Origin of the sequence: Streptomyces poriferorum (assembly GCF_019399235.1) — a bacterium.
Taxonomy (GTDB): Bacteria; Actinomycetota; Actinomycetes; order Streptomycetales; family Streptomycetaceae; genus Streptomyces; species Streptomyces poriferorum.
On record NZ_JAELVH010000386.1, the window covers coordinates 1 to 13449 of the forward strand.

Genomic DNA, 13449 nt, shown 5'->3' on the forward strand with positions numbered 1-13449 from the left:
CTTCCGGACAGTTCGGGGGAGGGCGGCACGCGGTCCGCCCGGGCGTCACGGGGTGACGGCACGGCGAAGTGCGGCGGCGGCCCTGGCCGGAGTCAGCGGAAGAAGTAGTACGAACCCATGAGGTGAGTGTAGCCGGGGCGTTGCGGGCGTCGTCAGGTCCTTTCCTCTCGCACCCGGGTACGGCAGTGGTGTCGATGGTCCCCCGAAGGAAGGCGCGTGACGCCGCTCCGGTCCCCGGAAGGGCGCCTACGGGTTCTCGCCCTGCGCGATCTCGATGCTGCTGTGCAGGTCGTACGTGGCGTCGAGCGCGGCCGCTCCGGACAGCGCCAGGCAGGCCAGCAGGACCGCGGCGGCAGCCCGGCCGGCGCGCGGGCGGGTGGCGGCCCGGCCGAGCAGAGCGGCGACACGCCGCGGGACGGGCCCCGCGGCCGCCGCGAGCGCCACCGCCGGGCGGGCCGTGGACGGCTCTCCGGAGGCCCGTGCGGCGAGCGCGGCGCGTCCGATCGCGCGAGCCGCGACCCGGCGGTCCCCCACGGCGTGCGCGGCTGCCTCGTCCGCGCAGCGCTCAAGGGCGTACCCCAAGGGGGCACGCAGGGTCCGCAGGGCGGGATGGCAGCGTGCCGACAGTTCGGCGGCTGCGAGGTACAGGTGGTGGCGGCCGGCGAGGTGGGCACGCTCATGGGCGAGGAGCGCCTCCCGCTCGGAGGGGTCGAGGGCGTGCAGCATGCCGGTCGTGACAACGATCCGGCCCGGGCGGCCGGGCCGTCCGGGCAGCGCGTAGGCGTCCGGGCGACTGTCCCGAAGGACCGCCAGCTCTCCCCCGCCGCTCCGGCCCCGGCCTGCGGCGCGGTGGAGCTGGGACCAGTGGCGGCGCAGCACACGCGTCACGGCGGCGGCGCAGCCCGCGATCAGCACCAGGGCAGCGACCGCGAGCGGCACGGCCGCACCCGGTGCGGCGACGGTGAGCGGGTGGACGAACTCCCCCGCAGCGGCAACGACGGACAGGTGCCCGGCGCCGGGCACCACAAGCAGCGCAAGGGCGAGCAGGGTGCACAGCGCAAGGCCCGCACCCGTCGCCGCGAGGAGTCGCACGGCTCGCGCAGGCGCCAGGGCATCGGCCAGCCGGCATGCGGCGGGAACGACGGCGAAGGGCACCAGCAGCGGAATCCACACAGCGTAGATCACCGGATGTCACCGTTGAGGACGAACCTCACCGCACATCACCGACAAGCAGGTCGCGGAAGCTCACCGGGCATCACCGTCGAGGAGATCGCGCAGCAGCCTCTCGTCCTCGTCCGTGAGCTGCGAGACGAACCTGGCCAGCACCGTGCTGCGGTCCTGTTCCTTGCGCAGTTCGCTGTGCATCCGACGGGCGGTCAGTCCCGCCGCGTCCTCGGTGGGCGTGTACGCGAAACCGCGCCCCGACCTGCTGCGAGTGACCGATCCCTTCTCATAGAGGCGCGAGAGGATCGTGGTGACGGTGGTGCGGGCGAGATCCGTCTCGATCGCGGCCTGCACCTGGCCAGGGGTCAGTGGGGCCCCGGCCGCCCAGAGGGCCGCCAGGATCGTGGACTCCAGTTCACCGGACGGGCGCCGCTCAATGGCTGAGCGGTCCGTCGGTCCGAACATGGGCCCGGTGGGGGCCCCGGTTCCGACGGCGTCCGGTGGCATCGGTTCGGAGGCCGGCACACCGGAAGGCCGATGGGCGGATTCCCCGCCAGATATCCCGTTCACCTGGGACATGGGAACTCTCCTCCCCGTTCGAGCGTCTACAGTGATGTAGACCGTCTACATCACTGTAGTCAATCGGTCCGGGCGTTCCGCAGGGCCGCCCGCTCACCATTATGGGAGACCCGCCACCGTGTCCGTACTTTCGCCGGCGCCTCTGCCACAAGCGGTGAACCTGCTGGACGCCGGTTCACTGCTCGGCACGTTCGGAGCACTGGGTATCGCCGTCGTGCTCTTCGCCGAGACGGGGCTGCTCATCGGCTTCTTCCTTCCCGGCGACTCCCTCTTGTTCACGGCGGGCCTCCTCTGCGTGTCCGGCACACCTGGGCCGGTCGACCTGTCATTGCCGCAGGTGCTGGCCGCCGCCGTGACCGGCGCCCTGCTCGGCGCGCAGACGGGCTACTGGATCGGGCGGCGCGGTGGCGGAGCGCTGCTCGCCCGCTGCGGTGCCGGGCGGCTCCACCGGGGCGCGGCACGCGCCGAGGAACTGCTCGGGCGATACGGCCATGCCCGCGCCGTGGTGCTGGCCCGCTTCGTCCCCGTGGTGCGCACCGTCCTCAACCCGCTGGCCGGGGCACTGTGCGTGCCGGTTCGGCTGTTCATCCTGTGGCAGGCAGTGGGCGGTGCGGCCTGGACCGTCGGACTGGTGCTCGCCGGATACGGACTGGGGTCCTCGGTGCCCGGTGTCGACCGGTATCTGCTGCCGATCGTCGCCGTGGTGGTCGCGGTCTCCCTCACGCCGCTCGCTGCCGAACTGATCCGCTCCCGCGCCCGGCGCGCCACCGAAGGAGACATCCACTGATGACGCTCGCCTCCGCCGCTTCCTCGATCGACGGTGGGTTCTACACCTGGGTCACCGAACTGGCCCAGCGCTCTCCCGCCGCCCTGGACTCCGCCGTCCGTGTCTGGTCGGACTACGGCCTCGCCCTGTTCGCCCTGCTGATGCTCGCGTCCTGGTGGCGCTCGCGGCCCGCTGATCCCGCGCGGACCGCCATGGCTCTGTGCGCCCCTCTGACCGTGCTGACCGCGTATCTCGTCAACGATCTGGTCAAGTCGGTTTTCCATGAACAGCGGCCCTGCCGGTCGCTGCATGTCGTGACGGTGGAGGCGTGCCCCGCCCTCGGCGACTGGTCCTTCCCCAGCAATCACGCCGCCATCGCGGCGGCCGCGGCGACGGCGATCTGGCTGACCGACCGCCGGCTCGGTGCGGTCGCGCTTGCCGCCGCAATGCTGATGGGCGCCTCCCGGGTCTGGATCGGGGCGCATTACCCGCACGATGTGCTGATCGGGCTGCTGACCGGCGCCCTCGTCGCCTGGCCTCTGACGCTGACGGCCCGCCGCTGCGCCCCGACGGTGGTGCGGCTGCGTGACAGCCGGCTGCGCCCGCTGGTCGCGGCGGAATGACGGGGGGCGCGGCGGGGCCCTAGTGCGCCCGCCATGCTCCGGCCGAGTGGCGGGTAGCGGGTAGCGGGTAGCGGCACGGCGCCCGGGAGGGGGCGCCCTTTTCACTCCCCCGGCAGGCGGATGACGGCGAGGCCGCCGTCGAGGTCGACGGTGGAGCGATGGGGCGGGGCGCCGTCCTCCTCGTCGTCGCGGAGCAGCAGCGCGCTCTGACGTTCCTTGAGCTCGCTCTGCTTGCCGGGCGAGAACGTCGCGTGCAGCTGCTCGAACCCGGTCGCCGAAATCTGGCCCTGCCGGGCGCTGTTGCGCCATGGCAGCAGACCGGCCCGTCCTGCCCGGAGCATCAGCTGGTCCAGGAGGGCGACGACGGTCAGGCCGATGACCAGTACGGGCAGCGTCATCAGGGCAGCGAATCGCATGCGGGCAGTATCCCCGCGGGATGGTGCGGTACGCATCGGCCGCGGGTATGACGATGCGGGCCGGCGCGCGAAGCGGCGGCCCGCATCGTCGTGGGGACGGCGGCGGTGGTCGTGAGGACGGGCGGAGGTGCCCGGTCAGCCGTGGGGAAGGATGACCGCCCGGCCGTTGATCCGGCCGTCGTGCAGCCGCTCGTACGCCAGCGGCGCCTCGTCCAGTGAGTAGGTCTCGACGTGGACCTTCACCGCGCCCGCGTGGGCCAGGTCGAGGACTTCGGCCAGCTCGGAGCGGGATCCCCAGTAGGGGGCGGTCACCGTCGTACTGAACGGCAGGGAGCCGAAGCCCACCGGGAGACTTCCGCCGCCGATGCCGACGATGGTGACGTCGGAGTCGATGGAGGCGCAGGCGCCGGCGGTGGCGACGGTCGGGGGTGCTCCGACGAAGTCGAGAACGACCTGGGCGCCGATTCCGCCGGTCAGTTCCCGGATCCGGTCCGCGGCGTGCTGGTCGGACAGGACGGTCTCGTGTGCTCCGACCTCGCGGGCCAGGGCGAGCTTGTCGTCCGTGACGTCGAGGGCGATGACCCGGACCGCCGTCATGGCGCGCAGGAGCTGGATGGCGACGTGGCCGAGGCCGCCGGTACCGATGACGACGGCGGTGGCGCCGGGCACCAGCTTCGGCAGGGAGCGCTTGATCGCGTGGTACGGGGTGAGACCGGCGTCCGTGAGCGGTACGGCCTGCACGGGGTCGAGGTCACCGAGCGGGACCAGGTGGCGCGGGTCGTCGACGATCATGTACTCGGCCATCGCGCCGGGCGAGCCCAGCCCGGGCGGATTGATGCCGAGTTCCTGGGCGCGCAGGCAGTAGTTCTCCTTGCCTTCGGCGCACTTGATGCACGTGCCGCAGCCCCAGGGGCCGTAGACGGCGACGGACTCACCGACCGCGAGACCGCTGACGCCGTCGCCGAGCGCGGCGACGGTGCCGACGCCCTCGTGACCCAGAGTGAGTGGAAGCGAGTAGGGGAACTGGTCCGCGGGCCAGCTCATCACCGCGATGTCCGAGTGGCAGACGCCTGCCGCGGTGACCTTCAGCAGCACCTGTCCGGGTCCGGGTTCCGGGTCGGGAACGGTGACGACCTCGGGCACGGCGCCGACTTCGCGGTACTGAACGGCTTTCATGGGGTCCTCCTTGACCTCTCCTGCTCTATTTCTCGCCCCCCTGTCCCCCGTCCGCCACTCAGGAGGCGGAGTAGCCGCCGTCCACCAGGTGGTAGCTGCCGTGGATGAAGGAGGCGCGGTCGGAGAGCAGGAAAGCGGCGAGCTCCGCCACTTCCTCCGCCGTGCCGAGGCGTCCCGCCGGGTGCAGCGAGATCAGGTGGTCGCGGGCCGGGCCCTCGGTGTTGCGGAGCAGCGGGGTGTCGATGAAGCCGGGGCCGACCGCGTTGACGCGCACGTTCTGAGCGGCGTATTCGAGGGCCGCGGTCTTGGTGAGGCCGACGACCCCGTGCTTGGCCGCGACGTACGCGGGTGAGCCCGCGAAGCCGTTGGTGCCGAGGATCGACGACATGTTGACGATCGCGCCGCCGCCCGCGGCGACCATGGCGGGGAGTTCGTAGCGCATCGAGTAGAAGACGCCGCTCAGGTTGGTGGCGACGACCCGGTTCCAGTCCTCGACGGCGTACTCGCCGGTCGGGCTGCTCGGTCCGCCGATGCCGGCGTTGTTCACGGCGAGGTGCAGGGCGCCGTAGGTGTCGACGGCGAACCGCACACCCGCTTCGACGGAGGCGGGGTCGGTGACGTCCATCGCCACGGCGGCGGCCTTGGCTCCGGCGCTCTCCAGCTCGGCCACGGCCTTGCGGGCGCTCTTCTCGTCGTAGTCGGCCACGACGACGGACGCGCCGGAGGCGGCGAGCCGGTGGGCCATCGCCAGGCCGATGCCGGACGCTCCTCCGGTGACGAGGGCGGTGCGGCCCGCGAATTCCTGCTCGGCGGGGGTGGGTGTGGTGCTCATGGTGTTCCGTTTCCTTCCGTGGTGCTGTGTGACACCGGCCGGGCGGGCTCCTGAAGGAGCTCTCCCGACAGGGCGTCGAATGCCTGCTCGACCAGTTGGGGCAACTCGTCGGGGCAGCCCCCGCGCACCCAGGCGACCTGGGCGGCGAGCAACGCTCCGGCTCCGGCGGCGACTGTCACGGCGGGGCGGATGTCCTGCCGCGGGTCGACTCCGAGCCGGTCGGCGACGATGGCGAGCGAGTCCTCCTGGGCGTCCACCCGGATGTGGTGGAACGCCGCGTAGAGGGTCGGTTCCCGCTCGGCGAGGACCAGCAGTTCGAAGATCCTCGGGCGGCGGTGCCAGGCCTCCGCCTCGGGGTCCGCCAGCCAGTCCAGGACGGCCCGGCGGTACGCGGTGAGCGGGGGTTCGCCGGCGGGCCGGGCCCGCAGTGCGTCGTTGATCCGGTCGCCGTCACCCCGGACGGAGTCCAGGACAGCGGCCTCCTTGCTCGTGAAGTACCGGCTGAAGGTGCGGCGGTCGACGTCGGCGCGTTCCGCGATCTCCTCGACCGTGACGTCCCGCAGGCCCCTGTCGAGCACGAGCTCGAACGCGGCCTGGGCCAGTGTGTCCCGGGTCCGGCGCGCCTTGCGGCTCCGCCGTTCCGGGGTCTTCCGTTCCCCGTTCATATCTGTACCGTACACCTGAAAATGTCCCGACGCGACATAAGTCTCGTCGGGACATAATCGAGGATCGTGTGTGTCGGCCTCCCCGGGTGATCCGGCGCCGCTGTGGGATGCGGACACGAACCAGTGCCGCGGCACTAGCGGCCGCTGAACGCCTCTGTGGCTCGCCTCGCGCCGCGGTCCGGGTCCTCGGGCCGCATGGGGCTGCCGGACTGCTTCCGCCGCACGGCGAGCACGGCGATGTCGTCGCGTCGCACGCCGCCGGAGAACTCCTCCAGGTCGCGGTGGAGCGCGTCGAGCAGTTCTCGGGGGCCGTGGTGGGTCCAGTGGCCCAGCCGGGTGTCCAGCGGGTAGAAGGCTCCCGCCGCATCACGGGCCTCCGTCACCCCGTCGGTGAACATCAGCAGCGTCGCACCGGCCGGGAAGTCCAGCCATTCGGTGACACGCGCCTCGCTGCTGAGCTCGGCCAGGCCCAGCGGCACCGACGTACGGCGCAGCGGGGCGGGGCAGGCCACACCGTCGTGCAGCAGGCGGGGCGGCAGATGTCCGCAGTTGACGGCCTGGACCCGTCCGTCACCGTCGAAGCCGAGCACCAGTGCGGTGACGAAGCGCTCGATCTCGCCGGTCTGCGCGGAGAAGGCGTTGTGCCGGGCGACCGCGTCCTCCAGGGCGTCGACGACCCCGGTCAGGCTGGGCTCGCGGATGGCCGCCTCACGGAATGCGCCGAGCACGGCGAAGCCCGCCCCGATCGCGGCCAGCCCCTTGCCCTGGACGTCCCCGATGATCACCCGGGTTCCGTAGGGCGACGAGACGACCTCGTAGATGTCACCGCCGACCAGGCGGTCCTCCTCGATCGGCGCATAGGTGCCGTGGGCGACGACCTGGTCGGTCACGATGGGCAGCGGGCGCAGGATCTGGCGCTGCAGCGCGACGGCCGCAGAGCGCAGCCTGGCTATCTCGGTGGCATGGCGGATGCGCAGTGCGCAGGCGCCGACGCCGAGGAAGCAGGCCAGCACCGTGAAGACGACGCTGCTGGTGATGTCCCAGAACGTCCCACCGGTGACGAGGCGCGAGGTGACGGCCACCACCATGATCCAGGAGGCCACGCCCACGGTCTGGCGGATCGTCCCGAACACGGAGACGAGGGCGGGAACGACGACCAGCAGCGGCACGATGCGCAGTTCGTCGCCGGAGCCCAGGTCGAGAAGGACGATCACGGTGGTCAGCAACGCCAGGCCGCCGAACAGCGCCCGGTTGCCGACCCTCGGCGCCAGCACGGCCGCCTCGCCCGTCTCCGCGCCCTTGAGCTCCGCTCCACGCGTCGCCGTCAGTTGCTGGAGCCCGATCGTCACGGCCGTCTCCTCCCGGGGTCAGCCGGCCCGGCGCCGGCGTTCCCTACCAGTGCACCGGAGTCGCAACGGGTGGCACACGAGTCTTACGGCCTCACACGCTGCGCCGAAGGTCCCGAGAACCGTGCCGGCAGGGGCCTTCGGCCCGTGGTTCACGGGCCGAAGGCGCAGGCGCGGACCTTCCGCGCCCGAAGGTTCCGGAAGCTCTCGGGGTCAGCGCGCGGCCGCCTCACGGACGTCGTCCCGGGCAGGGCCGGGCACGCGTACCGGCGGGTTCCCCGGGACGAGCACCGAGAGGAACGGCGTGCGGCGGCGGAGGGCGAAGCCCAGCGACTCGTAGAGCCGGACGGCGTTGGTGTTGGACGCGGCGGCGTGCAGGAAGGGTGTTTCGCCGCGCGCCCGGATCTCGTGGGCGACGGCCCGCACGAGTCCGCCGGCGAGTCCCTGCCCGCGGACCGACTCGTCCGTGCAGACGCCGCTGATCTCGCTCCAGCCGGGCGGGCGCAGGCGCTCACCGGCCATGGCGACGAGCACTCCGTCGCGCCGCACACCGAGGTAGGTGCCGAGCTCGATCGTGCGGGTCTCGAAGGGGCCGGGCCGGGTCCGTGCGACCAGGTCCAGCATCTCCGGCACATCGGCGGGGCCGAGCCGGACGGCCTCCGCGCAGGGGGCCGCCTCGACCGCCACGTCGACCAGCTGGACCCCCTCGGCGTCGAAGACGACCTCCCAGTCCTCCGGCGGCCGCTCGCGGAAGGCGGTGACGGTGACGATGCCGCCGGGTCCGGCGAGCGCGGCCGCATCGGCCCAGTCGGCGGCCTCGGGCCGGTCCGGAAGGGCGAGCCAGGGGGTGACGGACGGCGGATAGCGCAGGATGCGGCCGCGGCGCTCGGCGAAGTGGGCGTGCGGCCCCCGCAGCGCCGAGCCCACCGGGTCGTCGAGGGGGTGCACAGCGGTGCCGGGGGTCCGGGACCCGGTCATGCGATCACCTCGATGACGGTCTTCCCGAGGGCATGGCCGTCCTCCACCGCACGCAGCGCCTCGCCCGCCGCCGTGAGCGGGTGGGTCCGGGTGACGTGCGTGCGCAGGGCACCGGCGACGACGAGGGCCGCCACCGCGTCGAGCACGGCGGCGGTGCGGGCCCGCTCGACGGGCGCACCGCCGAGCTCGGCCACCAGCGGCTTGTCACCGGCGCTGATCAGCCGGGCCGGGTCCGCGAGCAGCGAGGCCGCTTCGCGCAGGGTGTCGCCGCCGGCCAGGTCGAAGACCGCGTCGATGCCGCCGGGCGCGGCCGCCCGTACCCGCTCGGCGAGTCCCGTGCCGGATTCCACGTGTACCGCGCCCAGCGACTCGACGAACTCCTTCTTGGCCGCGCTCGCGACGCCGATGACCTGGACGCCCGCATGGTGTGCGAGCTGCACCGCGGCGCTTCCCACCCCTCCGCCGGCTCCTGTGACCAGCAGTGCGGACCCCGGGGCGAGGCCGAGCTGGCGCACCCCGTCATAGGCCGTGGCCGCCGCGACCGGCAGTACCGCCGCGTCGGTGAACGGGAGCGAGGCCGGCTTGTGGGCGGTCACGGCTACGGGCAGCAGGGTGTGCTCGGCGTACCCGCCCGTCACCGGGTTGCCGAAGACCTCGTCCCCGACCGCGAATCCCTCGACGCCCGGACCGGTCGCCTCGACGACCCCCGCGGCCTCGCTGCCGAAGACAGTGGGAAACGGCTGCGGCACACTGCCGGGCCGGGTGTACCCGGTGCGCAGTTTCCAGTCCACCGGGTTGACCCCGGCCGCCCGGACGGCGACGAGCAGCTCCCCGGGACCGGGCGCGGGCGTGTCCTGGTCGACGAGGGCCTCCACCTCCGGTCCGCCGTTGCGGGTGAACACGTACGCCTTGGACATCGGCTCCCTCTCCGTTCATGGCCGGGGCATCCGGGCCGGACGCCGGTTGCCCCAGCAGCAGAAAGTCCGTTCGCCGCGCACGTATTCCCCGCCGCGGGGTTCACGGGCCGGCCGGGGAATCCACTCATCGAGAACAGCGCGCACCTTTCGATGCCTTATGCGGCATTAGAGCCTCCCAACCGTCCACCCCTCGGACGGTCATTAGTCACCCTTTGACGCACTCAAAGCACGTCGGATACTGTCCACGCCCAGTTGGGCATTAACAGTGGACAAAGTGAGATGGGTGGTTCCCGATGACCTCGGAACCGGGTGGCAACCTCAGCCGACGCCGACTGCTGCGCCTCACCGGCGCCGGCCTGGGCGTCCTCGCCGCGTCCGGTGTGCTCGCCGCATGCGCGCCCCCGCCCGCGAAGGAATCCGGTGACGGAGCGACGGGCTCGGGCGCAGGTGCGAGGGGTGCGGACGTACCGATCGACTCGCTCACGCTCGCCCTGCCCTCCTCCCTCTCCACCCTTGACGTGGGCCGTGAGTCCGGCGTCCTCAACTACCTGGTCGCCGTACTGGCCCAGGAGTCCCTGCTCTCGGTCGATCCGTCCGGGAAGCTCGGTCCCGGGCTCGCGTCGTCCTGGAAGCAGCCCGACGCCAGGACGTACGTGTACACGCTGCGCCGCGGCGTCACGTTCACCGACGGCACCCCGTTCACCGCGGACGACGTGGTGGCCTCCATCGACGCGATCCGGGACCCGAAGAACGGCTCCGCCCTCGGTTACGCGTATGCGGGCGTCGAGTCCGTGAAGTCCACCGGCGACCACGAGGTCACCATCCGGCTGAAGGCCCCGGACGCCATGTTCGCCTGGACGACGACCGCCGGCGGGCTCCTCGTCAGCAGCCGTGCCTTCCTCACCCGTAACAAGGGCCGGATCGGCACGGCGAAGACGCTGCTGCTCGGGACCGGCCCGTACCGGATCACCGAGTTCGCCGCCGACGACCACGTCCTGCTGGAGCGGAACGACGCGTGGTGGGGCGAGAAGCCCGCCGTGCGGAAGCTGAAGCTCTCCTTCGTCCCCGACGCCGGTACGCGGCTGGTCGCGATGAAGTCCGGTGCGGTGGACGGCGCCCTGGGCCTCGCCTCGGACGAGGCCCGCGGCTGGGAGTCGGACGCACGCGTCACGTACACCGGCGACCGCTCCGTGGTGTCGCTGGCGTTCGACACCGCGAAGGCGCCGTTCGACGACCTCCATGTCCGCCGTGCCATCGCCCACGCTGCCGACCGCGAGGGCATGGTCAAGGGCATCCTGCACGGCAAGGCCGAGGTCGCCGACGCGCTGCCGTCCCGCGAGATGTGGGGCGACCTGATGCCGGCGTCCGAGGTCAGCTCCGGCTACGACGCGCTGCCGTCCCGCGAGATGTGGGGCGACCTGATGCCGGCGTCCGAGGTCAGCTCCGGCTACGACGCCATCCCCGCGCTGTCCTTCGACCTGGACGCCGCACGCGCCGAACTGGACAAGTCGTCGGCGAAGGACGGCTTCACGGCCGAACTGCACTACCCCAACAGCGGTCCTCAGCTGGGCAAGGCGGCGCTCGCGCTCGCCGCTTCGCTCAAGGAGATCGGGATCACGCTGAACGTCAAGGAGATCACCCTGGAGCAGTGGGTGGCGGAGCTCGGCTCCGGCAAGCAGCCGCTGCAGTTCCTGTGGTACTTCCCCGTCACGGGCGACCCGGCCGAACTGGCCGACCCGTACCTCAACGCGGCGGCCACGGCGACGGACATCGCGCACTACGACAACAGCACGGTCAACACGGCACTGGACACGGCGAAGTCCGCAACGGACAAGGACGTACGTGCCCGGGAACTGATGAAGGCCGTGCAGACCGCCGGCGCCGACCTGCCATACCTCCCGCTGTGGTGGGCCCGGACCGCGTCCGCGTTCTCCAAGGAGTTCGTGCTGCTGGACCAGGGCCCGTTCGCGTTCATCGGCCCGTGGGCGACCCGGATCCGCAAGTCCGCCTGACCTCCTCCTCCCTCACCCCCACCTCCCTCTTCAAGGAACGGACACCCATGCCCCGTAACGCCGCGACCGTCGTGCGGCGCGTCCGCGAGGCGATGCTGCGCCTGGTCCACCCGGTGGAGGCCCGCATCAGCCCGGACGGCCGCGCGGTCGCCGTGGCGGCTGCGGGCCCCGAGCGGACCGAGCTGGTCCTCGCCCCGGTCCCCGCCGCACTGAGCGACCGGGCCGCGGACGCGACGGTCCCCGTGCTGCGCGCACCGTCGGGACCGGCCGCGTCGACGGACCGTCACAGCCCGCGCTGGCTGCCCGACTCCCGGACCCTGCTGCACATCGCCCAGAGCGACGGCCCGTCCGGGGCCGAGGTGCGGCTCGCGGCCCTGGACACACACACCGGCACGGTACGCACCGTCGTCCGGGCACCCGGCGCCGTGGAGGAACTCCTGGTCTCCGACGACGGGAGCCAGGCACTGCTGCTGTGCGCGGCGGACGGTGCCGAGCGTGACGGCATGCACCTCGGTCTGCCGGTACGGCTCGGGGCCGTACCGGCGCCGGAACGCTTCGCCCCGGGTACCGGCCGCCGGTCCCTGCATCTCGTCGGCCTCGCCGACGGCTCGCTGCGGGAGGCCGGGCCCGCGGGGCTCACGGTGTGGAACGTCGCGTGGCGCGGCGGGGCGACCGCTGTCGCCACGGTCTGCGAGGACACCCTGCCCGCCGGGTACTACGGTGCGCGGTTCGCCGCCCTGGATCTCGATGCCCGCACCTCCAGGACCCTGTACACGCCCCAGGGACAACTGGGCGCCCCGGCGCTCGCCGCCGACGGCCGGTCAGCGGCGGTCTGCGAAGGCATCTCCATCGTCGCCGGACGCCCGGTCGTCGCCGACCTGGCCACGGGGAACACCACCGTGGTGGCCGGCGTCGAGGACGCGACCTGGCTGCGGTTCGACGACACCTTGCCCGGCGCCCTGTGGTTCGCCGGCTGGGACGGGACGGGGTCCCGCGCCGGTCACACCGGTCACCCCGAGATCGTCCGCTGGTCAGGTCCTGTGACCCTCGGCGGGGCCGGCTACCAGCCCGAACTGTCGCTCAGCCGCGACGGGCTGCTGGCCGCGACCGTGCTCGACGCACCGGGCCGACCGCCCGAGGCCGTCGTCACCCGCACCGAGGGACCGGCCGCCTGGAACTGGACACCGGTCACCGCTCTCAACACCCCTGCGGACCCCGAACTCTCCGGTCTCCGTACCGAACAGAGCCACTGGTCCGCACCCGACGGCCGCACCGTGCAGGGGCTCGTCCTCTCCAGCGGCGAAAGCGCCGGCCCCCGCCCCCTCGCCGTCCTCGTGCACGGCGGTCCCGCCTGGCTCTGGTCCGCCGGGTACGCGCCGGGCGACGTGCTGGGGCTGGCACCCGCCCTGGCCGCCGCCGGATACCTGGTACTGCTGCCCAACCCCCGCGGCAGCAGTACCAGGTATCCGGCGGCGGCCAGGGCGGGTGCCAGCCCCAGCANGCCACAGCTACGGCGGTTTCCTCGCCGCCCAGGCGGCGGCACGCACCGATGTGTTCCGGGCCGCGGTCGTCGTCTCGGCGCCGAGCGACTGGCTGAGCTTCACGCACACCAGCAACATCGGCGGCGGCTACGACCGGACGTACGCGATCGGCTGCCCTGACGCCCCGCAGGAGCTGATCCGGCGCTCGCCGGTCTTCGCCCGCGGCGGCAGCGGCACCCCGACGCTCATCGTGCACGGCTCCGCGGACCGGGTCACGCCGGTCGGCCAGGCCCAGGAGCTGTACCGGTCACTGCTGCGCACCGGCCGCTCCCCCGTCGAGCTGTACGTGTACCCGGACGAGGGCCACGAGTTCACCGACGGCGGGCATCTCCTCGATGCCGCGGCCCGGGTCGAACACTGGCTCGACACGCACCTGGCGCCGCGTCCCGCGGCCGCCCACCCGACCGCCGTGCCGGGGGACGCTTCCCCCGAGC

General features: G+C 72.7%; 13 protein-coding genes. 4 read left to right on the top strand and 9 right to left on the bottom strand.

The features are described 5' to 3' along the window. Positions 1-246 precede the first annotated feature (246 nt). Together JGS39_RS36405 and JGS39_RS36410 are read right to left on the bottom strand one after the other, a co-directional pair. Positions 247-1185 (bottom strand): M56 family metallopeptidase, encoded by a 939-nt coding sequence (locus JGS39_RS36405; protein ID WP_219574046.1) that lies wholly within the window; start codon positions 1183-1185, stop codon positions 247-249. A gap of 60 nt (positions 1186-1245) precedes the next feature. Continuing rightward, on the bottom strand, positions 1246-1629 hold the full coding sequence (locus JGS39_RS36410) for a BlaI/MecI/CopY family transcriptional regulator (RefSeq protein ID WP_219574047.1): 384 nt from the start codon (positions 1627-1629) through the stop codon (positions 1246-1248). A 232-nt stretch (positions 1630-1861) separates the two neighbouring features. Between JGS39_RS36410 and JGS39_RS36415 the strand changes: the two genes are divergently transcribed. Both JGS39_RS36415 and JGS39_RS36420 read left to right on the top strand, forming a co-directional pair. After that, entirely contained in the window at positions 1862-2530 is a 669-nt protein-coding gene (locus JGS39_RS36415; protein WP_308120917.1) for a DedA family protein, read from the top strand. Further along, positions 2530-3132 (top strand): phosphatase PAP2 family protein, encoded by a 603-nt coding sequence (locus JGS39_RS36420; RefSeq protein ID WP_219574048.1) that lies wholly within the window; start codon positions 2530-2532, stop codon positions 3130-3132. The genes JGS39_RS36415 and JGS39_RS36420 overlap by 1 nt, the downstream gene beginning before the upstream one ends. Positions 3133-3233: 101 nt before the next feature. On the opposite strand, the gene JGS39_RS36425 is transcribed toward JGS39_RS36420, so the two are convergent. From JGS39_RS36425 to JGS39_RS36455, 7 genes are all read right to left on the bottom strand, one after another. Continuing rightward, positions 3234-3548 (bottom strand): DUF6191 domain-containing protein, encoded by a 315-nt coding sequence (locus JGS39_RS36425; RefSeq protein WP_219574049.1) that lies wholly within the window; start codon positions 3546-3548, stop codon positions 3234-3236. 135 nt (positions 3549-3683) lie between these two features. Beyond that, positions 3684-4724 carry an NAD(P)-dependent alcohol dehydrogenase gene (locus JGS39_RS36430; protein WP_219574050.1) on the bottom strand — a complete coding sequence of 347 codons (1041 nt, stop codon included), beginning with the start codon at positions 4722-4724 and terminating at the stop codon, positions 3684-3686. Between the two features lie 58 nt (positions 4725-4782). Beyond that, positions 4783-5556 carry an SDR family NAD(P)-dependent oxidoreductase gene (locus JGS39_RS36435; RefSeq protein WP_219574051.1) on the bottom strand — a complete coding sequence of 258 codons (774 nt, stop codon included), beginning with the start codon at positions 5554-5556 and terminating at the stop codon, positions 4783-4785. After that, positions 5553-6221, bottom strand: coding sequence for a TetR family transcriptional regulator (locus tag JGS39_RS36440; protein ID WP_219574052.1), 669 nt, complete (start codon positions 6219-6221; stop codon positions 5553-5555). Before JGS39_RS36440 ends, JGS39_RS36435 begins: the two co-directional genes overlap by 4 nt. A 134-nt stretch (positions 6222-6355) precedes the next feature. Then, positions 6356-7570, bottom strand: a complete 1215-nt coding sequence (locus tag JGS39_RS36445; RefSeq protein ID WP_219574053.1) for a PP2C family protein-serine/threonine phosphatase — start codon at positions 7568-7570, stop codon at positions 6356-6358. A 210-nt stretch (positions 7571-7780) separates the two neighbouring features. Further along, positions 7781-8545 carry a GNAT family N-acetyltransferase gene (locus JGS39_RS36450; protein ID WP_219574054.1) on the bottom strand — a complete coding sequence of 255 codons (765 nt, stop codon included), beginning with the start codon at positions 8543-8545 and terminating at the stop codon, positions 7781-7783. Next, on the bottom strand, positions 8542-9462 hold the full coding sequence (locus JGS39_RS36455) for an NADP-dependent oxidoreductase (protein ID WP_219574055.1): 921 nt from the start codon (positions 9460-9462) through the stop codon (positions 8542-8544). Before JGS39_RS36455 ends, JGS39_RS36450 begins: the two co-directional genes overlap by 4 nt. Before the next feature lie 293 nt (positions 9463-9755). On the opposite strand from JGS39_RS36455, the gene JGS39_RS36460 reads away from it, so the two are divergent. Continuing rightward, entirely contained in the window at positions 9756-11474 is a 1719-nt protein-coding gene (locus JGS39_RS36460) for an ABC transporter substrate-binding protein (RefSeq protein ID WP_219574056.1), read from the top strand. Between the two features lie 1551 nt (positions 11475-13025). After that, positions 13026-13449 (top strand): alpha/beta hydrolase family protein (locus tag JGS39_RS41750; RefSeq protein WP_308120919.1); only part of this gene is annotated, 424 nt, incomplete at its 3' end.

Excerpts from the sequence above, each read along its gene's own strand:
- JGS39_RS36425 (WP_219574049.1), bottom strand. The coding sequence starts at position 3,548 with ATGCGATTCGCTGCCCTGATGACGCTGCCCGTACTGGTCATCGGCCTG.
- JGS39_RS36450 (WP_219574054.1), bottom strand. The coding sequence starts at position 8,545 with ATGACCGGGTCCCGGACCCCCGGCACCGCTGTGCACCCCCTCGACGAC.
- JGS39_RS36460 (WP_219574056.1), top strand. The coding sequence starts at position 9,756 with ATGACCTCGGAACCGGGTGGCAACCTCAGCCGACGCCGACTGCTGCGC.
- JGS39_RS36440 (WP_219574052.1), bottom strand. The coding sequence starts at position 6,221 with ATGAACGGGGAACGGAAGACCCCGGAACGGCGGAGCCGCAAGGCGCGC.
- JGS39_RS36420 (WP_219574048.1), top strand. The coding sequence starts at position 2,530 with ATGACGCTCGCCTCCGCCGCTTCCTCGATCGACGGTGGGTTCTACACC.
- JGS39_RS36410 (WP_219574047.1), bottom strand. The coding sequence starts at position 1,629 with ATGTTCGGACCGACGGACCGCTCAGCCATTGAGCGGCGCCCGTCCGGT.
- JGS39_RS36435 (WP_219574051.1), bottom strand. The coding sequence starts at position 5,556 with ATGAGCACCACACCCACCCCCGCCGAGCAGGAATTCGCGGGCCGCACC.
- JGS39_RS36455 (WP_219574055.1), bottom strand. The coding sequence starts at position 9,462 with ATGTCCAAGGCGTACGTGTTCACCCGCAACGGCGGACCGGAGGTGGAG.
- JGS39_RS36430 (WP_219574050.1), bottom strand. The coding sequence starts at position 4,724 with ATGAAAGCCGTTCAGTACCGCGAAGTCGGCGCCGTGCCCGAGGTCGTC.